Origin of the sequence: Ruegeria sp. HKCCSP346 (assembly GCF_017872595.1) — a bacterium.
GTDB lineage: Bacteria > Pseudomonadota > Alphaproteobacteria > Rhodobacterales > Rhodobacteraceae > Ruegeria.
In genome coordinates, this window is the sequence record NZ_JAEDOT010000001.1 from 1409209 (window position 1) to 1430027 (window position 20819).

Annotated in this window: 23 protein-coding genes and 1 other RNA gene; 8 read left to right on the top strand and 16 right to left on the bottom strand. The window is 58.7% G+C overall.

Going from position 1 to position 20819, the window contains the following annotated elements:
* Positions 1-7: 7 nt before the first annotated feature.
* The 3 genes from I9185_RS07050 to I9185_RS07060 form a co-directional block, all read right to left on the bottom strand.
* Positions 8-745: a YbaY family lipoprotein gene (locus tag I9185_RS07050; protein WP_245223422.1), complete on the bottom strand. Its 738-nt coding sequence runs from the start codon at positions 743-745 to the stop codon at positions 8-10.
* A gap of 95 nt (positions 746-840) precedes the next feature.
* A complete protein-coding gene (locus tag I9185_RS07055; protein ID WP_210092659.1) occupies positions 841-2619 on the bottom strand; it encodes an SLC13 family permease in 1779 nt (592 codons plus the stop codon).
* A gap of 87 nt (positions 2620-2706) precedes the next feature.
* On the bottom strand, positions 2707-3522 hold the full coding sequence (locus tag I9185_RS07060; protein WP_171114781.1) for a TIGR00282 family metallophosphoesterase: 816 nt from the start codon (positions 3520-3522) through the stop codon (positions 2707-2709).
* Positions 3523-3655: 133 nt separating this feature from the next.
* Here I9185_RS07060 and I9185_RS07065 point away from each other — a divergent pair, with 133 nt between their 5' ends.
* On the top strand, positions 3656-3883 hold the full coding sequence (locus tag I9185_RS07065; protein WP_224853568.1) for a DUF333 domain-containing protein: 228 nt from the start codon (positions 3656-3658) through the stop codon (positions 3881-3883).
* A gap of 3 nt (positions 3884-3886) precedes the next feature.
* Here I9185_RS07065 and I9185_RS07070 read toward each other — a convergent pair whose 3' ends face one another.
* Positions 3887-4444, bottom strand: coding sequence for a 5-formyltetrahydrofolate cyclo-ligase (locus I9185_RS07070; RefSeq protein WP_171630847.1), 558 nt, complete (start codon positions 4442-4444; stop codon positions 3887-3889).
* Positions 4441-5835, bottom strand: a complete 1395-nt coding sequence (mgtE, locus tag I9185_RS07075) for a magnesium transporter (RefSeq protein WP_171630845.1) — start codon at positions 5833-5835, stop codon at positions 4441-4443. Before mgtE ends, I9185_RS07070 begins: the two co-directional genes overlap by 4 nt.
* Positions 5836-5971: 136 nt before the next feature.
* On the opposite strand from mgtE, the gene guaD reads away from it, so the two are divergent.
* A complete protein-coding gene (gene guaD, locus I9185_RS07080; protein ID WP_210092660.1) occupies positions 5972-7258 on the top strand; it encodes a guanine deaminase in 1287 nt (428 codons plus the stop codon).
* On the opposite strand, the gene I9185_RS07085 is transcribed toward guaD, so the two are convergent.
* From I9185_RS07085 to I9185_RS07095, 3 genes are all read right to left on the bottom strand, one after another.
* Positions 7255-8589 (bottom strand): 8-oxoguanine deaminase, encoded by a 1335-nt coding sequence (locus tag I9185_RS07085; RefSeq protein ID WP_209832447.1) that lies wholly within the window; start codon positions 8587-8589, stop codon positions 7255-7257. The genes guaD and I9185_RS07085 overlap by 4 nt on opposite strands.
* A 114-nt stretch (positions 8590-8703) precedes the next feature.
* Positions 8704-9495 carry a histidinol-phosphatase gene (gene hisN, locus I9185_RS07090; protein ID WP_171205361.1) on the bottom strand — a complete coding sequence of 264 codons (792 nt, stop codon included), beginning with the start codon at positions 9493-9495 and terminating at the stop codon, positions 8704-8706.
* A gap of 40 nt (positions 9496-9535) precedes the next feature.
* The gene (locus tag I9185_RS07095; RefSeq protein ID WP_152458749.1) at positions 9536-9907 is read right to left on the bottom strand and encodes a helix-turn-helix transcriptional regulator; all 372 of its coding nucleotides are present in this window, start codon (positions 9905-9907) and stop codon (positions 9536-9538) included.
* A 339-nt stretch (positions 9908-10246) separates the two neighbouring features.
* On the opposite strand from I9185_RS07095, the gene I9185_RS07100 reads away from it, so the two are divergent.
* Entirely contained in the window at positions 10247-11203 is a 957-nt protein-coding gene (locus I9185_RS07100; protein ID WP_210092661.1) for an NADPH:quinone oxidoreductase family protein, read from the top strand.
* Positions 11204-11209: 6 nt separating this feature from the next.
* Here the strand turns inward: I9185_RS07100 and I9185_RS07105 are convergent, their stop codons facing one another.
* Positions 11210-12091, bottom strand: coding sequence for a LysR family transcriptional regulator (locus I9185_RS07105; protein WP_171630835.1), 882 nt, complete (start codon positions 12089-12091; stop codon positions 11210-11212).
* A gap of 124 nt (positions 12092-12215) precedes the next feature.
* On the opposite strand from I9185_RS07105, the gene I9185_RS07110 reads away from it, so the two are divergent.
* Entirely contained in the window at positions 12216-12425 is a 210-nt protein-coding gene (locus I9185_RS07110) for a DUF1127 domain-containing protein (RefSeq protein WP_210092662.1), read from the top strand.
* Between the two features lie 184 nt (positions 12426-12609).
* Positions 12610-13386, top strand: coding sequence for a Bax inhibitor-1/YccA family protein (locus tag I9185_RS07115; RefSeq protein ID WP_171630830.1), 777 nt, complete (start codon positions 12610-12612; stop codon positions 13384-13386).
* 120 nt (positions 13387-13506) lie between these two features.
* Here the strand turns inward: I9185_RS07115 and I9185_RS07120 are convergent, their stop codons facing one another.
* From I9185_RS07120 to I9185_RS07130, 3 genes are all read right to left on the bottom strand, one after another.
* On the bottom strand, positions 13507-14013 hold the full coding sequence (locus tag I9185_RS07120; protein ID WP_171630828.1) for a hypothetical protein: 507 nt from the start codon (positions 14011-14013) through the stop codon (positions 13507-13509).
* 208 nt (positions 14014-14221) lie between these two features.
* A complete protein-coding gene (gene rpmG / locus I9185_RS07125) occupies positions 14222-14389 on the bottom strand; it encodes a 50S ribosomal protein L33 (RefSeq protein WP_037309480.1) in 168 nt (55 codons plus the stop codon).
* Between the two features lie 127 nt (positions 14390-14516).
* Positions 14517-15224 (bottom strand): DUF533 domain-containing protein, encoded by a 708-nt coding sequence (locus tag I9185_RS07130; RefSeq protein WP_171630826.1) that lies wholly within the window; start codon positions 15222-15224, stop codon positions 14517-14519.
* Between the two features lie 278 nt (positions 15225-15502).
* Here I9185_RS07130 and I9185_RS07135 point away from each other — a divergent pair, with 278 nt between their 5' ends.
* The 3 genes from I9185_RS07135 to I9185_RS07145 all read left to right on the top strand — a co-directional run bounded on the left by I9185_RS07135 (position 15503) and on the right by I9185_RS07145 (position 17394).
* Entirely contained in the window at positions 15503-16138 is a 636-nt protein-coding gene (locus tag I9185_RS07135; RefSeq protein ID WP_210092663.1) for a DUF1326 domain-containing protein, read from the top strand.
* 13 nt (positions 16139-16151) lie between these two features.
* Entirely contained in the window at positions 16152-16994 is an 843-nt protein-coding gene (locus I9185_RS07140) for a DUF2182 domain-containing protein (RefSeq protein WP_210092664.1), read from the top strand.
* Positions 16995-17061: 67 nt separating this feature from the next.
* Positions 17062-17394 carry a GYD domain-containing protein gene (locus I9185_RS07145; RefSeq protein ID WP_171722862.1) on the top strand — a complete coding sequence of 111 codons (333 nt, stop codon included), beginning with the start codon at positions 17062-17064 and terminating at the stop codon, positions 17392-17394.
* 6 nt (positions 17395-17400) lie between these two features.
* Here the strand turns inward: I9185_RS07145 and rnpB are convergent.
* The 4 genes from rnpB to gatA all read right to left on the bottom strand — a co-directional run bounded on the left by rnpB (position 17401) and on the right by gatA (position 20816).
* An RNA gene (gene rnpB / locus I9185_RS07150) (RNase P RNA component class A) lies at positions 17401-17800 on the bottom strand.
* A gap of 124 nt (positions 17801-17924) precedes the next feature.
* Positions 17925-18635, bottom strand: a complete 711-nt coding sequence (locus I9185_RS07155) for an N-acetylmuramoyl-L-alanine amidase (RefSeq protein WP_245223424.1) — start codon at positions 18633-18635, stop codon at positions 17925-17927.
* Positions 18586-19290, bottom strand: coding sequence for a hypothetical protein (locus I9185_RS07160; RefSeq protein ID WP_210092665.1), 705 nt, complete (start codon positions 19288-19290; stop codon positions 18586-18588). Before I9185_RS07160 ends, I9185_RS07155 begins: the two co-directional genes overlap by 50 nt.
* A gap of 38 nt (positions 19291-19328) precedes the next feature.
* Positions 19329-20816, bottom strand: a complete 1488-nt coding sequence (gene gatA / locus I9185_RS07165) for an Asp-tRNA(Asn)/Glu-tRNA(Gln) amidotransferase subunit GatA (RefSeq protein ID WP_171630817.1) — start codon at positions 20814-20816, stop codon at positions 19329-19331.
* Positions 20817-20819: the final 3 nt, after the last annotated feature.

Sequence of the window (20819 nt, forward strand, 5' to 3'; positions counted from 1 at the left end):
TGCCCTATTACTTGCGCATCATTTTGATCACCAGCTCACCCTGAGCATCCAGCAAGGCCAGCGCGTTGCCTTGCATCGCGAAGGTTGTGACACTTTGCATCGCCTTGAGAAACTGCCGCTCGACCTCATCCAGCGGGGGTGGGCAAGCCATGAGCGTTGCAGCCATATTGTCCGGGAACGCAATCCGATTGTCAGAAATCTCGGCCTGGCCACTGAACCGGTTGCAACCTCCGCTGCCTGAAAATGCCCCGCCCTGCCCAAAAGCAAGTTCAGGACGTTTCTCTGTCTCGACAGCCGCACCATTGAGGCCCGAAGCGACCCATTCGGTGTTTTCCAGCATCACGGCACCTTGGTGTTGCACCTGTATCATCAGCAGGTCAGCAGAATTCTCGGCCCCATGTGTAAGTACCGGATAAACGGTATCCGTGGTGAACAACAGCTTTTGCCCCTGCATGACCGAAGCACGCACGGCGTATCTGCGCCCGTCCTGAATCAATGCGTCATCATAAGTCAGTTCGAACTGCGCCGGCACACCGGTCAAGGAATATCTCTGCGCGGCAAGCGTTTCGGCCGGCGCATCCGCCAATGAGATATCCTGAAGCTCGACGAACAAGGTCGTGTCAGGCGGAAGCGCAATACGCTCTCGGTAGGTTGCAGTTCCTTCGACGGTTCCGGCAAGCGATGCGCCGCTCAAAACGGTGGCGAAAGCAACCGCAGGAAACATGGTGCGGCCGAATGTCAGCATGGCAGTACCCCTTAAAGTAATATTTCTACAAAAGATTGCTGTTCATCCGACATTTACAAGTACGCCGCGGATAAAGCGGCAAATCTGTGCCGATGTCATAACGGCCAGATCAACGGGATCAGCAGAGACGCCAACAATCCGACCGTCAGGTTCAGCGGCACACCGACCTTCATGAAGTCGGTGAACCTGTAGCCCCCGGGGCCATAGACCATCATGTTCGTCTGGTATCCGATCGGAGTTGCAAAAGACGCCGAGGCCGCCACCATGACCGCGACGACCAGTGGGCGCGGATCTATTCCGACCGCCTGAGCCAGACCGATGGCGATCGGGGTGACCACAACCGCCACGGCGTTATTGGAAACCAGTTCCGTCAGCACCGAGGTCAGCAGGTAAATCGCCCAGATAATCAGGAATGGCGGCAAGACACTGAGCCCCGGCGCAACGGCCTCGACGATCAGAGAAACCGCGCCCGAACTGTCCAGTGCAGCCCCAATGCCCAGCATCGCAAAGATCAACGCCAACAGGCGACCTTCCACAAAAGAAAACGCCTCATCCGCATCGATACAACGGGTCAACAGAACCACGGCGCAGGCCACAATCGACAACAACAGGATGGGCGCAATGCCCAGCGCGGCAAGGGCAACAATCCCTACAAGAGCCCCAATCGCAATCGGTGCGTGGCTGCGACGGAAGGCACGAGCCGATGGCTGGGTGACGTCCACCATGTCCATTTCCACCGCCAGCCGCTGGATATCCGCCGGGGCACCTTCCAAAAGCAGCGTATCCCCAACCCTGACCACCAAGTCATCCAGTTGACGACCGATATTCTGGTTGCGGCGGTGCACCGCCAGCACGTAAACGCCATAACGACGCCGAAGCCGCATCATCCCAAGGGTCCGACCCACCAGACGGCATCCGGGCGTGATCAACACCTCAACCGTCTTGGTTTCAACGGCCGATACCTGATCCACGCGTTTGAGTTCCCTGTTGCGCTGAAGGCTCAGAAGCTCGGTCATCTCGGTGCGTAGAACCACCCGGTCGCCGACCTTAAGTTCGACGCCTTTCAGGTTGCGCCGCAACGACTCATCCCCCCGGATGACATCGATCAGGCGCACGCCGGGGCGTTTGAACAACTGCACGCCGGTCACTTCGCGCCCGATCAGGTTGCTGTCCGGCGGAATGACGGCCTCGGTAAAGAACTTCATCTTGGACCGGTCGCTGAGCAGCGACGCCATGCTGTCCCGCTCGGGCAACAGTTTCGGCGCGATGAACCGCAAATAGATCATGCCGTAGATCACCAGCGCGATCCCCAGCGGCGTGACTTCGAAAATCGTAAAGGGTTTCATCCCCTGCGCGCGGGCCACACCATCGACCAGCAGGTTGGTGGACGTGCCGATCAATGTCAGCGTGCCGCCCAGAATGGCCGCATAACTCAGCGGAATCAGCAATTTGGACGCGGGAACATTCAGGGTGCGGGCGATTTGCACAAAGACCGGTATCATCACCACGACCACTGGCGTATTCGAAACCACCGCCGAGGCCAGCACGACAAACCCCATGAGCAAAGCGATTGCGACACGCGGGTTCACCTGAGCTTGCTTTTGCGCGGTCGAGGTGAACGAATCCAGGGCTCCGGTCCGCACCAAAGCCCCCATGATGATGAACATCGCCGCAATCGTCCAGGGTGCCGGGTTGGACAGAACTGCAAGCGCACTCTGATAGGGCAGAATGCCGGTTACAAGCATCAGTGAGACACCGCCAATGGCCACGACTTCGGTCGGATAAACCTCGCGCAGGAACATGATAAACATGCCCGCAACGATGACCAGCGCCAGAACTGCGCTTCCTGTGTCTGTCAGTGAAAGGAAATTCATTCGTGGTATTCTGTCCGAACCCGGGCCCAAGCGCCTGATGACATGCAGTTTCACGCATTGCGCCCGACAGAGCAAGCCTGACGATGACTATTCGGGCCCGGCTTGTTCCAGGCGCCCTCCGACGCGCACCATGCGCACGGTTTTGGCTTGTCCGTCACGATCATCGGTTTCCACGAACACGCCGCTTAGTGTGGCTTCGCCGTTTGCAGGGGTAAAGCGCGCCTTGGGCATGCCGGTGATGAACCGGCGCATGGGCTCCTGCTTGTCCATGCCGATGACCGAATCGTAATCTCCGCACATGCCCGCATCGGTCAAATACGCAGTGCCCCCCGGCAGAATCTGGGAATCCGCCGTCGGGACATGGGTATGCGTTCCCACCACAAGGCTTGCACGTTTGTCGCAGTAGTGCCCCATCGCCATCTTCTCGGACGTGGCCTCGCAATGCATGTCCACGATGATCGCCTGCGCCTGCCCGCCTCTGGGATGAGATTTCAGGATCGGTTCGATAGCCGAGAACGGATCGTCGAACGGGCGTTTCATAAAGACCTGACCCAGCACCTGAACCACCAGAACCTTGCGCCCCCCCGGGGCCGTGAACAGCCGATGACCCCGCCCCGGCGCTCCTTTGGCGAAATTGACGGGTCGTATGATGCGCTGTTCCTTCTCGATGAATTGCAGCATGTCTTTCTGGTCGAACGCATGATCGCCCAGCGTCAGGCAATCCGCTCCGGCGTCGAGCAACAGCCTGGCGTGATCTCCGGTCAGCCCCATGCCGTTCGACGCGTTTTCGCCATTGACCACGACAAAATCCAGCCGCCATTCGTCGCGCAGGCGCGGCAAATGCTGCTGAACGGCAGCGCGTCCCGCGCGCCCCATGACATCACCAAGAAACAGAATCCTCATGATCCGGGTCGTAGGGGCTGTACTTGGCAATAACAAGGCGGAAGCGTGAAATTAACGGCAGACTTGGGGGTTGAAATCAAATTCTGCCGTGGCAATGTTTCGATACGTCTCTTGAATACAGAAGGAATTCTTCGTGAAGTCGTCAATTGTTCTGACCGGCTGCCTTTTGGCGGCAACTGCTGCCGCTGCCGAAGGCACCAAGACATCCATGCCCAACCCCGCCGCGACCTTTTGCATTGAAAACGACGGGACCTACCAGCTTCGTAAAAACGAAGACGGCAGTGTCTATGGCGTCTGCATCCTGAAGGACGGCACCGAGGTGGATGCTTGGGATTACTTGCGCAGCCATTTCGAGCAATAGCAGCTAGAAGGTCAGCACGCGGCTTTCCGTGACAACCATATCTAGCGGTTGGTCGGTTGGCTCGAGCGGCAGGTCCGCAGCCTCTTGCGCATCAAAAGCAAAACCGATGGCAAGCGTCGGGCGTTTGGCGCGCAGACCTTCCAGCGTTCGGTCATAAAACCCGCCGCCATACCCCAGGCGGCCACCATTTGCGTCGAAGGCGACCAGTGGAACGATCAGAATTTCGGGGTCGAAATAGTCATCCACCTGGGGCACTTTTGCACCGAACGGGCCGTCCTTAAGCACACCGTCCGGCGTCCAGCGAGAGAATTTCAGCGGCTGACCGGCTGCCTGAATGACAGGTACCCCCACCGGGCCATAAGCCGATGCTTCGGCCATCGCAGGCACCGGGTCGATCTCGGTCCGGATCGGCATGTAACCTGACAGGGGCACGCCGCGATAGCCTGCCAGAACCTCGGACAAGCGCCCGGCTGCGCCCGGCAAGCGGGCATCAAACGCGGCCTTGCGGCGGGCAAATGCCGCTTTGCGCGCTGCGGCTTTGATATCGGTCAGATCGGTCACAGTAGCACCACGCTGGCAAGCCCAAGAAATATGAAGAAACCCATGACATCCGTCGTGGTTGTCACAAAGGTTCCTGAAGCCAGAGCCGGGTCAATTCCCAGACGATCCAGCACCACCGGTACTACCGTACCTGCGAACCCGGCGATGATCATATTCACGACCAAGGCCGACCCGATCACGACACCCAGCAGCGGGGAATCGAACCACAGCATCCCCACGGTCCCCAACACGATGGCAAAGCAGAGCCCATTCAGCATCCCCACCAGCAGTTCCCGCCTGATAACGCGCATCACGTTCGAATTTGTCAGGTCGCGCGTCGCCAGCGCACGCACCGCCACGGTGAGCGATTGTGTTCCTGCATTGCCGCCCATTGACGCAACGATCGGCATCAGGATGGCCAGCGCGACCAATTGATCAATTGCCGCCTCGAATTGCGAAATCACCAAAGAGGCACAAATCGCCGTGCACAGATTCACCGCCAACCAGGGCAACCTTCGCCGGCTGGTTGCCGCCACACTGTCAGACAACGAGCTTTCGTCGCCAACGCCGGCAAGACGCAGAATGTCCTCTTCGTGCTCTTCATCCAGAACGACCATCGCGTCGTCAATGGTGATGACACCGACCAAACGACCATCCGCATCCACCACCGGGGCCGAGATCAGGTGATACTGGTTGAAGGCATAAGCCACGTCTTCCTCATCCTGATCGACGGGGATGATGTGAAACTCTTCTTCTGCCAGATCAATCAGCGGCACTTCACGACGCGCCGCCATAAGCTTGCCCAACGTCACCTGAGCAACCGGTTTCAGGCGCGGATCGACCAGAACGACATGATAGAACTGCTCGGGCAAATCGTCATTGGCGCGCATGAAGTCGATAGCTTGCCCGACGCTCCAATGTTCCGGCGCCATGACGACTTCCCGCTGCATGAGACGACCGGCCGAGTTCTCGGGGTAGGACAGTGCCTGCTCGGCTGCGATCCTTTCGGAAACCTCCAATGCGTCCAGAATGGCTTCCTGCTGCGGTTCCTCAAGGTCTTCCAGCAGGTCAACGACATCGTCGCTTTCCATCTCGCGCACGGCTTCGGCCAGAACATCCGGGTTCAGAACAGAGATCACCTCTTCACGAACCGATTCATCCAGTTCAGACAGGATGTCGCCGTCGAACTCTTTGTCATACAGGCGGATCAGGCGCGCCCGGTCAAACGGATTGATCTGTTCAAGAAGGTCGGCAATGTCGGCCGAGTGCAGCGGCTCCATCAACTCAACCAGCTTGTCGCGGTCGTCTATGTCCACCGCGTACAGAATTGCCGCTACTGCCTTGGGGTCCAACGCATAGGCGTCTTCATCCCGGGGCTGATCGTGTCCGGCTTCGTCTCTGCCTGTCGTCATGCTCTGCCCCTTTTTTACGATTTGCCCTTAAATAGAAGAAGCAGCTACCGGAAAACAATGACAATGCGCCGATTTACCCACTTCTTTCGTCCGCCTATGCTGGTGTGCGGTTCCAAACAGGTGGAGAACAGGGAAAATGGCGCAAAAGACGCTTTTGAAAGGGCGTGTTCTGAGTTTCACAGGATCACCCTTCGACGGAGAGCCGACCGAGGCGACCCGGCTGGACGAAGCGGTCGTGATCAAACACGGGCGAATTGCAGAGGTCGGCACCGCCGATGCGCTGAATAAAGCCCATCCTGACGCAGTCACGAAGGATCACGGAACGCGCCTGATCATGGCTGGGTTCGTCGATCCACATGTGCATTATCCACAGACAGCGATGATCGCCAGCTGGGGCAAGCGGCTGATCGACTGGCTGAACACCTACACCTTCCCGGAAGAGATGAAGTTCGGCGATTTCGACTATGCGACCGAGATCGCCAACCGGTATCTGGACCTGACGACCGCCCACGGCACCACGACCATGTGCAGTTTTTGCACGATTCACCCTGAAAGCGTGGATGCCTTTTTCACCGCGGCGCAACAGCGTGGGCAGCGTGTGGTCGCCGGCAAGACCTGCATGGACCGTAACGCGCCCGAAGGTCTGCGCGACACCGCGCAGACGGCTTATGACCAATCCGCCGCCCTGCTGGAAAAATGGCATCGCGTCGACCGCTTGTCCTATGCGATCACGCCGCGCTTTTCACCGACCTCGACCCCGGAACAGCTCGAGGCCATGGGCGCGCTTTGGGCCGAGCATCCCCATTGTCTCATGCAAACCCACCTGAGCGAGCAAACAGATGAAATCGAATGGGTTCGATCCCTGTTCCCTGAAGCAAGGGATTATCTGGATACCTACGAGAAATTCGGCCTGTTGGGCCAGAACGGCCTGTATGGCCACGTCATCCATCTGGAAGACCGGGAACGGGATCGGCTGCGCGAGGTCGATGCCTCTTTGATCCATTGCCCCACGTCGAACACCTTCATCGGATCGGGATTGTTTGACATGAACGGGCTGATCCATGATGGCCACCGGATCGGTCTGGCCACGGATACCGGCGGCGGGTCCAGCTTTTCGATGCTGCGCACCATGGCCGCCGCTTATGAGATCGGCCAATTGCGCGGCCGTCCCCTGCATCCGGCGCAATTGCTGTGGTTGGGCACGGTCGGATCCGCCCGAAGCCTGCGTATGGACGACTGCATCGGCAACATCGCTCAGGGGATGGAGGCGGATCTGGTGGTAATCGACCTCGCCTCGACCCCCGCCATCGCCCAGCGCGAGGCCCATGCAGAAGATGTTTGGGAAGCGATCTTCCCAACCATCATGATGGGCGATGATCGCGCCGTGGCTGAGGTCTGGATCGGCGGACAACAGGCGGCTTAGGCCTGCAACGCCCGGGCAAGCGTGTTCTGGCGTTCGATCACGCGGGGCAGATCGATGGTCGTTATGTGCCCGTCACGCACGATCTGGCGGCCTTCGACGAACAGATGTTTCACAGACATCGGCCCCGCCAGAAGCAGCGCCGCCGGATCCCAACTGCCCGCGCTTTCGATGCCGCGGGTATCCCACACCGCAATATCGGCTCGTTTTCCGGGCATCAGCCGTCCACAATCGGGACGTCCCAACACATCCGCGCCGCCGCGCGTCGCGATCTCGAGCGCTTCGCGGGCCGACATGGCATCTGCACCATTGGCGACCCGTTGCAGCAACATGGCCTGGCGCGCCTCAAGCATGAGGTTGCCATTGTCATTGCTGGCCGATCCATCTGCGCCGAGGCCGACCTTGACACCCGCATCGCGCATCGCCCGCACCGGTGCGATACCCGATCCGAGGCGGCAATTTGAACAGGGGCAATGGGCCACGCCTGTTTCCGAGCGCGAGAACAGATCAATCTCGGCCCCGTCCAGCTTGACGCAATGGGCGTGCCAGACATCCGGGCCGGTCCAGCCCAGTTCCTCGGCATATTGCCCCGGGCGGCAGCCGAATTGCGCCTGCGAATAGGCGATATCCTCATCATTCTCGGCCAGATGGGTATGCAACATCACGCCCTTGTCCCGCGCCAGCAACGCCGCATCGCGCATCAGGTCGCGGCTGACGGAAAATGGTGAACACGGGGCAAGGCCAACGCGGCACATGGACCCGTCCGACGGGTCGTGAAACGCGTCCACGACACGTACCATGTCGTCCAGAATAGCGGCTTCGTTTTCCACCAGGTGATCCGGCGGCAAGCCCCCGTCGGTCTCGCCGATGCTCATCGCGCCGCGTGTCGGATGAAACCGCATCCCCAACTCGGACGCGGCCGCGATCGTATCCTCAAGCCGCGCGCCGTTGGGATAGAGGTAAAGGTGATCGGAACTGAGCGTGCACCCCGACAGCGCCAGTTCGGCCAAACCGATCTGAGCCGAGGTGAACATTTCCTCCGGCCCGAAACGCGACCAGATCGGATAGAGCGTTTGCAGCCACCCAAACAGCAGCGCATCCTGCCCGCCCGGCACCGCCCGTGTCAGGGTTTGGTAAAGATGGTGGTGGGTATTCACCAGGCCAGGCGTCACCAGACAACCTGAAACATCATGCACCTCACCCTGTGTTTCCAGTCGCAGCCCGATCCGGGCAATCTGCCCATCGCGGACCAGAATATCGGCCTTGGACAATTCCTGCCGGGACTCGTCCATTGTCAGGATCAGATCAGCATTCTTGAGTAGGGTTTCCGTCATTTCGCGCTCCTGCATCTGCCCGTCTCATGCAAGAAGTGCGTCGGCCGGTGGAAAACAGGCGCAAGAACCGGCCATGACCGGTGTAGTTGCCTTTGATGCGCCGGGCAACAGAATTCAGAATTGGCGGAGTATCTCAAGCGCTGCGGCGTGAAGGTCAGCGTTTGCTGCGGCCAGGGCCCGGCCGCCTTGATGTGCGGGGCCGCCCTGCCAATCGGTCACAATACCGCCGGCCGCCTGAATAACGGCAATCGGCGCTTGGATATCATAGGAATTCAAGCCCGCCTCGATCACCAAATCCGCCTGCCCGGCAGCCAGAAGCGCATAAGCATAGCAATCCATTCCATAGCGCGTCAGCTGTACCTGCTCGGACACCGCCTGAAACCCTGCGCGGTCCTTCGGGGTTCCAACCTCAGGGAACGTGGTAAACAAAGTCGCCTGATCCAGCGCCCTGGTATCGCGCGTTTGCATTCTTCTGGTGCCCTGCGGACCGGTCATGTGAGCACCGGAAGACGATCCGACAAAGCGCTCTCCGATATACGGCTGATCGATTACACCCATAAAAGGCCCGTCCTGATCACTCAGCGCAATCAGAACACCCCAGGTTGGCGTGCCGCTGATAAACCCGCGGGTCCCATCGATGGGGTCCAGTACCCAGGTGCGGCCACTGGTGCCCGTATGCGCGCCGAACTCCTCGCCCAGCACACCGTCATCCGGGCGCCGCCGCGCCAGAACGTCCCGCATCGCCTGTTCAGCCGCACGATCAGCCACTGTGACCGGGTCGAACCCATCGGCCAGCTTGTTCGTAGTTTCCAGATTTGTTTGACGAAAAAAGGGGAGTATGGCCTCACGCGCAGCTTCGGCCATTTCTTCGGCAATTTCGATATCGCTCTGTGTCGTCGGTTGCATGACCCTGAGGTGCGAGCAATCCGCGACAAAGTCAAGTCAGTCAGGCAACGTCGCTGAGAACCCGCGCCAGCTCGAACAGGCGGCGACGCTGATTTTCCGGAATCGCATAGTAAGAGCGCACCAGATCCAAAGCCTCTTTGTCACCCATCAAGTCGGCAGGGACGGATTTCTTGTCCGCATCGCCTTTCTGGGCTTCTTCCAGACCTTCGAAGAAAAAGCTGACCGGAACATCCAGCGCCTCGGCGATGTCCCACAGGCGGGATGCGCTGATTCGGTTGGCACCGGTCTCATATTTCTGGATTTGCTGAAACTTGATACCAACTTGCTGCGCCAACTGCTGCTGGGTCATCCCAATCAGCCAGCGGCGATGCCGAACGCGCTTGCCCACATGGACATCGACGTGATGAGTCATTGGTATTCTCCTATACTACACAAACATCTGCACGGGATTTTGCGACGTCCGATATCGCAGTTTTAGAGAGCTCCCCTTAACCGCTCCCTAATACGGACTGTACCGCCCCCCGTTTACAGCACTGATTATCTATAATGCCGGTTTTGAGATTTTTTTCAAGCTGGTTGAATCGAACGCCCCTGACAGGGATTTGTGGTTGTATTACCCACAGCCTTTACAGAACCGTATTCCTGCAACTGAATCCTCCTTCAAAATCGGGGGCCTTTTGCACCCGCGCAGCAAACGGATTGACTTTTCTGACGGCACACGCGCCTATGTCGGAAACTCTTGAGGAACAATATGCGGGCCTATTGCATTCCATCCGACGGGGCGTCTGCCCAGCTTTGTGACGTGAAAATACCCGAGCCGGGCGAAGGCCAGGTGCGGGTCGCGATAAAAGCTTGCGGCCTGAATTTCGCCGATCTGCTGATGCAGACGGGCGCGTATCAGGACACGCCACCTGCCCCATTCACCCTGGGCATGGAGATCGCCGGTATCGTGGAGACAGTCGGGCCTGGCGTTTCAACGCTCAGCCCAGGCGACCGGATCGCAGTCTATTCCGGTCAGGGTGGGTTGGCCGAGTACGGTGTATTCGACGCGGATCGTGCGATCGTGCTGCCGGACGACACCGGATTCGAAGACGCCGCCGCCATCCAGATCGCATATGCCACCAGTCACATGGCCCTGGATCACAGGGCACGCCTGCAACCGGGTGAAACCCTTCTGGTCACCGGCGCAGCGGGAGGCGTCGGCCTGACTGCCGTCGAAATCGGCAAGCTCATGGGCGCCACGGTCATCGCGCAGGCGCGCGGCGAGAACAAGCTTGCCGTTGCCCTTGCCGCTGGTGCCGATCATCTGATCGATGCTTCCGAAGACCTGCGCGAGCGGGTCAAATCGCTGGGTGGCGCAGATGTCGTCTATGACGTCATCGGCGGGGATGTTTTCAAGGCCGCATTCAGGGCCACCAATCCCGAAGGGCGTTTGCTGCCCATCGGATTCGCCGGGGGCGATATCCCGCAGATTCCGGCCAATCATCTGCTGGTCAAAAACCTGACCGTGATCGGGGTGTATATCGGCGGCTATCTGAAGTTCCGCCCCGAAGCTGTGCGCAACAGTTTTGACACCCTGTTCAAGTGGCATTCTGAGGGCAGGATAAAACCGCATATCAGTCATGTTCTGCCCCTTGAAGATGTCGCACATGCAATGCAGTTGCTGAAAGAGCGCAAGTCGACGGGCAAGATCGTGATCACGCCCTGATCGCGATCATCCAACCACGGCCCGTAACTGGGTACCGCCCAACAATCTGAAGTTCTGTCGCACCAACTGTGCCAGAGCTTCGACAACCGCATCCCGGCCCTGCTCGCCACCGTAGAGGTTGATCATGTGTGCAGGTAGATCCGGCAGGGCCCCACCCGAGTCGATCTGTTCAAGATGTGCGGCCTCGGTTCCGTCCAGCATTGCGTGAACCGCAAGATCGGCACTGACCGTGGCTTCTATGGTACGGTCGTTTTCGGTTTCCACGGACAGCTCCCACGGTATTCCGGCCGCATCCAGTGCCGATATGACCTGCGGTCTGAACAAGCAGCGCCGCCCCAGCGCCAGAGGCAACGGGCGCTTGCGCCATGCGGACCCGCCCGGCGCGCCGATCCAGCGCAACGGCAGCTCTGCGATGGTCTCTGCGCCATCGGCCGAAGACGGTTCGGTCGTCAGGATCACATCACATTCGCCCCGCTTGAACATGTCTTTCAATTGCAGTGAATAGGACGACACCAACTGCACCCTGACGCGGGGAAAGTCGGCATTGAACCGTTGCAGGACCCGGGGAATCGCGGGGTAGACGATGTCATGGGGAACGCCCAGAACCACTTCGCCCTCAAAGGCCTGATCGGTGAGTTTTGAGATTACCTCGTCATTCAGGGCAATCATGCGGCGCGCGTAGGCCAGCAGCTGCTCACCGGATGCGGTCAATGCAATTGTCCTGCCGCTTCGGTCCAGCAACTCCAGGCCCAGCAGCTCCTCCAGCCGCTTCAGCTGCATGGACACCGCAGACTGCGTCAGGTGCAGAAATCCGGCGGCGCGGGTTACACCGCCCTGATCCGCCACCGCCACAAAAGATCGCAGGGTTGTAATGTCCAGATTTCGCATCTTCACGATTCCTTATGCGTTCCATCAATAATATTCGTTTTAAAAATATGTCATACTCACCCATATCAATCAAGGAAATTGATGACACCCATCGAAACCATCAAAAATTCGGAAAGGACACGTTATGACTCAACTCGCAATCCATAATCCCTGCAAACCAGCCAAACGTTCTTTGGTGTCCCTGATCTCACAAGCGTTCGAACTGTCCAGACAGCGGCGAAAGCTGGCAACGCTGGATGCTGCCGTGCTGGACGACATCGGTGTCACCCGCGAGGAAGCATCCGCAGAAGCAAAACGCTTTTTCTGGGATGCACCTCAATTCTGGAAAAGGTAACTGTGACTCTCATATTTTCATGGCGATGGGCGACCGCGAGTCGCCTGTTGGCATTTTTGTTGCGTGTTTTAGTCGGTTTTCGCCCGGAATCTCTTGAAACACAGCCCCTTGTTGCCGATATTTAGAGGGAAAACCGCCCCGCTCTGCCGGGGCGCTCTAACTTGACGACTAGGGAGACCCTTTGATGGCACAATTCGACACGATCCGGACGGCATCCGGCGCGCGCGCCGCCGAGATTGATCAGGGCCTGCGCGCCCACATGAATAAAGTCTACGGCACGATGTCCGTCGGCATGCTGATCACCTTTGCAGCGGCCTGGGCAATTGCCGGTCTGGCAACCACAACCGATCCGTCGGCAGCCGCCGCTCAACTGAGCGAAAGCAAGTACCTGACGTCGTTTGGTTACTCGCTGTTTGCGTCGCCTCTGAGATGGGTCATCATGTTTGCCCCGCTGCTGTTTGTCTTTGGCTTTAGCGCCGGGATCAATCGTATGTCGGCCGCGGCTGCTCAGCTGGTGTTCTACACCTTTGCTGCGGTCATGGGTGTCTCGATCAGCTGGATTTTCCTTGTGTTCACCGGTGAATCGATCATTCAGGTGTTCCTGATCACTGCAATCGCCTTTGCCGGTCTGTCGCTTTATGGCTACACGACCAAGAAAGACCTGTCGGCAATGGGCACATTCCTGATCATGGGTGTGATCGGCCTGATTGTCGCCTCGATCGTGAATATCTTCATCGCCTCGTCGGCGATGGCTTTTGCGATCTCGGTTCTGGGCGTACTGATCTTTGCCGGCCTGACAGCCTATGACACGCAGAACATCAAAAACACCTATCTGCAAATGGCCCATTCGGGCGATCAAGAATGGTTGGGCAAAGCCGCGATCATGGGCGCGCTGAGCTTGTATCTGGACTTTATCAACATGTTCATGTTCCTGCTGCAACTGTTTGGCAATCGAGAATAAGCGACCGGAATAGCCGACTTCTAAGGGCGGGCCTTACGGGTCCGCCTTTTTGTTTGCCGTAAACCAAACAAAAACCCCCGCCGAATTCGGCGAGGGTTTTGGACTTGAGAGAGAAATCTGTTAGCTGCAATTCAGCGGAACGGCAAAGCCCGAGCTCTTTTCCGAGGTGCCTTTGCGGTAGACCTGACCAGCCGGCAGACAGCCGGTAAAACGCTCTGCTTCTTCCGCAAAGCCTACACCGACCGAATTGTCGACCTTCACACTGTTAGAGCGCGTACGCAGCACACCAAATAAGGTGCCGTTGACGCTGACAGTGCTGAGGAACAGGTTTGTGTCGCTTCCTTGCAGTTGAACAGCAGTGTTTGGCGTCTGCCCGCCATTGTCTATTGCAACCGAAGCCACCTTGGACGGGTCAACCTCATCACTCAAAAGCGTGACTGTCCGCAGTTCCGCCAGCTCTGCCGGAACGTTGGTCGCGTCTGGCAGAAAGGCGACGGCCCCGGGTACGTCCGAAATCGTGCGCGGTTCGCCATCGATTCCAGTAAACCCGACACCTTCGCGGTTAAACGGGTCTTCACAGGCCGCTAGGGTCAGAACGGCAATTGTGGATAACAAGATTTTTTTCATGGCGGTCAACATTTTGTGGCGGTTTGCTGAAGCGTACTTGCAGGTTGCCATAAAAAGCAAGCCGCAGGGGATGCGATTGTCCCAAACGCTGATGCGCCACTGCAACGGACCGTCGCAGCCTGCCATCCGCCGAAATCAGGAAACCGGAACTGAAAAAGGGCTCTGTGCAACAGAGCCCTTTTTCGGAATTTCCAAATGGAATGGCAGATTACTTGATCTTGCCTTCCTTATACTCGACATGCTTGCGAACGACCGGGTCGTATTTACGAATGGTCATTTTCTCAGTCATGGTGCGCGCGTTCTTCTTGGTCACATAGAAGTGGCCCGTGCCCGCGGTCGAGTTCAGACGGATCTTGATTGTCGTCGGCTTCGCCATGGTTATCTCCTGCGTCCGAAAAGGCAGGGGCCTTTCGGTTGAATTCCTATGAGCGTGCGCTTTTACGCGCTGCACCGCCTATGTCAAGGCCAATCGGATGATACAGGCACAGGAATCTGATGCAGGTTCAACTAGGCAAGGTTGGCGCGCCCATATACGTGTGAATCTGGTCCCTTTCCGCGTCGGAAAGACCCAGAGCGGTGGACAATTGCCGCAGGTAAGACGCCTCGCGCGCATTGTCCAGACGGATCGCAGCCAGGGAAGTTGCATAGATCTGCGTCTTGAGCGGCGCACCAGAATCAGCCGCCAATCCCATGACGTCAATCGGTGCGTTCAGCTGCTCTTGCACGAATGCGCGCTCTTCCTCGCTGACATCGTCGCCCAATTCACCCAGGATGATTTCCTTTTCCTGTTCGTCAAGTTCACCATCTGCCTTGGCAGCCTGAATCATTGCGCGCAGCATGAGTTTTGCCTGCTCTTCCATCGCTGCACCCGCGGGCGTGCCGCCGAACACGGTTTCCATCATGTCACCTGTGTGTTGATTGGCAGTTTTGGCAGCCCCTTGCATGGCGTTCAACAACCCACCCAAACCAGCGGCTCCGGCTGTGCTGCCGCCAACCCCCATCTTGCTCATCATGTCCTGCAAGCCTGACGCGCCACCGGGCAGACCAAATTGTTCTGCCATTTTGCCCAACTGATCCATGCCCAAACCACCGCCGGCACCTTGCATCATGTCTTGCAGTCCGGCCATGCCGCCCATCTTCTGATATTTTTCCATGCCCTTGGCCGCAGCAAATCCAATGGCCACGGACGCCAGCGTTTTCATAAAGCTCATAATCAACCTCCCATATCTTCAAATTGGTTCCGAAAGTCTAACAGCCGAATGCAATCCCGAATACCGTGCTCAACCTGAACGCGACCGGCCCATAGCCCGGCACATGATAAAGCCCAAAGAAGGCATGTAATTTGCGATCTTGTTTGTACATATCACGGATTCGTGATAGGTTCGCCCATCCAAGAAGCCAAATTCAGGCTCGAAGGCCGAGGCAGCGTGAATGCGTTAAACCTGCAACGAGCAGAGTTGTTTTAGGCGACTTTTCTTGGGGGGCTATCATGACAGAATGGGCTATTCAGGCCGAAGAACTGGCCAATTGCAATTGCAACTTTGGTTGCCCGTGTCAGTTCAGCGTACTGCCGTCACACGGCAATTGCGAAGCGGTTGTGGTCTTTGACATTCAAAGCGGTCACTACGGTGAAACTGATCTGGGCGGTCTTCGGGCGGCAGGGGTCTATCATTGGCCGGGACCAATTCATGAGGGCAACGGTCAGATGCAGCTGATCATTGATGACAGCGCGACAGCTGAACAGCGGGCTGCGTTGCAAGCAATCATGACCGGTCAGGATACTGATGAAATGGCCACGTTCTGGTATGTCTTCAGCGCCATGGCGCCTTTGAAACATGAAACTCTGTTTGTTCCGATTGAACTGAACTGGAACCGCGAAGAGCGCAGCGGATACGCCAAAGTTACCGGAGTTTTCGATGTTGAGGTCAATCCGATCCCTCATATCGTATCGGGCGCACCTCACCGCGCGTCGATACAGTTGCCGAATGGCTTTGAATACCGCCATGCCGAGGCGGCATCGGGCAGTGCGACTACAACGGGTGGTCAGATCCGGCTGACCTTTGACGCAACCCATGCTCATCTGGCGCATCTGAACATCTCGGGCCATGGCGTCTTGGGCGCATAATCAGAGAATACCCATGACCAAACAGAACGCATCGCCCCGGGGCGGGACGGTTGAGTGGTTGCTGAGACAGGACAGCGCGATTGTTCTGGGAAGCGTTCTTTTGATCATCCTCGGTGCAACCTGGTACACGATAGCTGGCGTCGGGATGAACATGTCCGCGGTCGAGATGACCCGGATGGCCGGCCCTGTCGGAGACCCGATGCAAATGGGCCCGGCAGCAGCGTGGAGCGCAAGCTATGCCTTGCTGATTTTTCTGATGTGGTGGGTCATGATGATCGCCATGATGACCCCAAGCGCTGCGCCTGCCGTTCTTCTGTTCATCGCGGTCAAGCGGACAGGGCCTGAAAAGCACCGGACGGTTGCGTTCAGCCTGTGGTTTTTATCCGGCTATCTGGTGGCCTGGGGGGCGTTCAGCCTGATTGCAACCGCATTGCAATGGGGGTTGGAACAAATCGGGTTGTCCGACGGGCCGATGATGACGATTAGTTCGGGTGTCTTCGCAGGAAGCATCCTGCTGGCGGCTGGCGCCTATCAGTTTTCAGCTTTGAAAAACGCATGCCTGCGCCACTGTCAGAGCCCCGCACGTTTTCTGGCCGATCACAACCGGCCCGGAACATTCGGTGCATTCCGCACCGGTATCCTGCACGGCACGTATTGTCTGGGATGCTGCTGGGCACTGATGCTGCTGCTTTTCGTCGGAGGGATCATGAACCTCTACTGGATTGTCGGAATTGCCGCGTACGTCGCGCTGGAAAAGCTTCTGCCCGGGGCCCGGTGGCTTGTGCCGGTGACAGGTTTTGCGCTGATCGGCGCTGGCCTTTGGTTCATCACGGCACTGTTGTTTTCTGGCACCTGATTTTGAACGGCCCCGGGGTCGGCTGACTTGAAGACCCAAAAACGATTTGATGTAACAGGAGGTATCAATGCCCATTTTCATTACTTACGCATCTTACTCGCAAGCCGGTGTCAAAGGCATGTTGCAGAAACCCGAGAACCGCACCGGCCCAGTAAAAGCCTTGCTGGAAAAAGTAGGTGGCAGGCTGCTGTCCTTCTACATGACAACCGGCAGCAACGACGTGGTTGTGATCAGCGAAGCCCCAGATGGGACAGACGCCGTGGCCGTTGGCATGGCTGTCGCCGCGTCGGGTGCAGTGACCAACATAGAAACGGTACGTGCCTGGACAGCAGATGAGTTCGTTTCGGTCGCAGAGAAGGCCGCGAAGCTCACAGGGGCGTACACACCGCCCGGTGGGTAATGGAATACGCGCGGAGGGCCTGTAAGCCGGATCTTGTTCCGGGGTTGCCCCCTTCGATGACCATTCCTCTAGGCCGTGCATTGCTGCGCGGCTCAAGCTGCCAACCCGGTCCCTCTCGGCCAAGACGCGCTTAGCGGCGGTATCGGCTTGCGCCGACCGGCCCGCGCGGGGACCCTATTTGGCATTGCTCCCGGTGGGGCTTGCCGTGCCGCCCCTGTTGCCAGAGGCGCGGTGGGCTCTTACCCCACCGTTTCACCCTTACCCTGAACCTAGGTTCCGGGCGGTCTGATTTCTGTGGCGCTTTCCGTCGGGTTGCCCCGCCCGGGCGTTACCCGGCACCGTTGTCTTGTGGAGTCCGGACTTTCCTCTCGGGCCTTGCGACCCCAGCGGCCATCCGGCCCTCCGCGCGTGGGTTGGGTAGGCTCTGCGGTCGGCGGCGTCAAGGGTTGATGGTTCAGAGAAGGGGCCAGCCCCTTTTTGGCCTGCGACCAATTCAACCCCGGGATATTTTCAGCCAGATGAAGGGCGGATCAGGAGTGCGGGATCAACAGAGCGAGGTCGGCTTGCTGCAAAGGCCCCCTGCCCCATGGGCGGTATCGAAGGCGGACGGCATGCAACAGCGTATCATCGTCTGCATCAGCGCTGAAACCGGCGGCCCGAGCCAGGCTTCGGAACTGGCCCTTTGATGCAGTTAGCGGACCAGCGGCATATCCGCGGGGCGCGGCCAGCAGGTTGCGCTCGAGCCGCAACCAGTCAAATCGCGGACCGGGGTCAAATTTGCGCCCGGGCGCCATGTCCGAATGGCCGATAACACCGTTTGGCAAGATGGCCCAACGGTGCATTATCTGGCGCAACAGCTGTTCCAGCTGGTGCATCTGGGGTTCAGGGAACGGATGCTTGCCGGCGTTGTCCAGCTCGATGCCTATGGAACGAGAGTTGATGTCGGCCTGACCGTGCCATTCTCCGGCACCCGCGTGCCAGGCCCGGTCTTCTTCGCGTACCATCTGCCACAGCGTGCCATCATTGCCGATCAGGTAATGGGCCGAGACCTCGGCCTTTGGGTCGCACAGACGATCCAGAGCCGCCTGCGCGCTGTCCATCGCCGTGTAATGGATCACGATCAAGGATGGTGTCAGACCATCTCGGCGTTCACCAAAATTGGGTGACGGATGCCAGATCGGGTTCAGGGGGTCAGTTGCTGACGGCACTGCGGAACGGGCTCGGGTCCCAGCCACACGCATAACCATCCCCATCCGGGTCCAGACCTTTGCGGTCGCGCTGGGGGCCGCCATTGGACAGAAACTCGATCTGAGCCTGATCAGGGGATGGGAATTGCGCGCAGTTCCTCTGAGCCTTGGCCTGAAGGTTGAAGCCCGAGCGGCTGTAGAGTTGCACACCTACCGGATTGGACGTGCTCAGCGCATATTGCACAATGTTTGTCTGGCCGCTCGCCGTGCGCTCGGGCACTGCCGTCGGGGCCACGAGTTCATACGTCTGGCGGTTCAGCTCGATCCGGGCGGCGTCGGATTCGATGCTGCGGCGTTCGGACACGGCGGCAAAGTCCTGTTCATCGGAAATCGCGCCAGTGTTCGCCACGGGAACCGCCGTAACCGCGGCTGGGTTTTGGCCAGATGTGCTGGCCAATGCCGCCGCGGTCTGGTTGGCGATATCCGCGTTTTCACCCGTGGCAACAGGCGCCGTACCAGGGGCGCCCAGCGGTTGTTGTGAAACTTCGACCGGGGCCAGCAGAGGGTTGCCGGCCGCACCCTGACCTGCCAATTGAGCCTCGCGCTGCGCCTGGTATTCAGGCGTGTTGAAACCCGTGCTGGTCAGCGGTGCGACATCCGTGCACGCCGCTGCCAGTGCAAGAGCGGGGACCAAAAGCAAAACGCGCATAGTTTGGCTCCGTGTCTAGTGCTTCAGTTGCCCGAGGCTTACCACCATTTCCCGGGCTTGGCCACAAAACCGGCCGCGTTTTCCAGCGCATAGGCGGTATTGAGCAGGTCGCCTTCTTCCCAGGGACGTCCGATCAGCTGCAATCCCAGCGGAAGACCTTGTGTGTCCAGCCCTGCGGGGACCGAGACACCGGGCAGTCCGGCCAGGTTCACGGTCACGGTGAAGACATCGTTCAAATACATTTGAACAGGATCTGCTTCGGTCATTTCGCCCAAACCGAAGGCCGCCGATGGGGTTGCCGGGGTCAGGATGGCGTCGACACCGGCCGCGAACACGTCTTCGAAGTCTTTCTTGATCAGCGTGCGCACCTTGCGGGCACGGTTGTAATAGGCGTCATAGAAACCAGCCGACAGAACATAGGTGCCAACCATGACCCGGCGCTGCACTTCGTGGCCAAAGCCCTCGGCGCGGGTTTTTTCGTACATCTCGGTGATGCCATCACCCTGCGCCATCTGTGCACGATGCCCATAGCGGACACCGTCATAGCGGGCGAGGTTCGAAGACGCCTCGGCCGGGGCGATCACATAGTAGGCAGGCAGCGCATACTTGGTGTGCGGCAGCGAGATATCGACAATCTCGGCCCCCGCATCCTTCAGCATCGCGGCACCATCGGCCCAGAGCTTTTCGATCTCGGTGGGCATTCCGTCCATGCGGTATTCCTTGGGGATACCGATCTTCTTGCCCTTGATGTCGCCAGTCAACATCGCTTCGAAATTCGGGACGGCCAGGTCCGCACTGGTCGAATCCTTGGCGTCATGGCCGCACATGGTTTCCAGCATGATCGCGGCGTCGCGGACGTTCTTGGTCATCGGACCGGCCTGATCCAGCGAGGACGCAAACGCCACAATGCCCCAGCGCGAGCATCGGCCATAGGTCGGCTTGATGCCGGTGATCCCGACAAAAGCCGCGGGCTGGCGGATGGAACCGCCGGTATCAGTGCCCGTTGCCGCAAGGCACAGGTCGGCGGCCACAGCGGCCGCGGACCCGCCCGACGAACCGCCCGGTGTCAGCTGCGCATCATCGTTGCCACGACGCCACGGGCTGACCGCGTTGCCATAGACCGATGTTTCGTTGGACGAGCCCATGGCGAATTCGTCCATGTTCAGCTTGCCCAGCATGACTGCGCCTGCGTCGGCCAGTTGCTGTGACACGGTGGATTCGTATTCCGGCTTGAAGCCTTCAAGAATGCCCGACGCGGCTTGTGACGGCACGCCCTTGGTGCAGAACAGGTCCTTGATGCCGATCGGCAGGCCACACATTGACGGAGCGTCCCCGCCCTTGATCCGTTCATCCGCAGCCTTGGCGCGCTCCATCGCGATCTCGGGCGTCTTGTGGACGAATGCGTTCAGCGCATCTGCTTCATCAATGGCTTTCAAGCAGGCTTCTGTCAGCTCAACAGAGGTGACGTCGCCGGCTCGCAACGCGTCGCGGGCCTCGGCCAGGCCCAATTTGTTCAGATCGCTCATGTC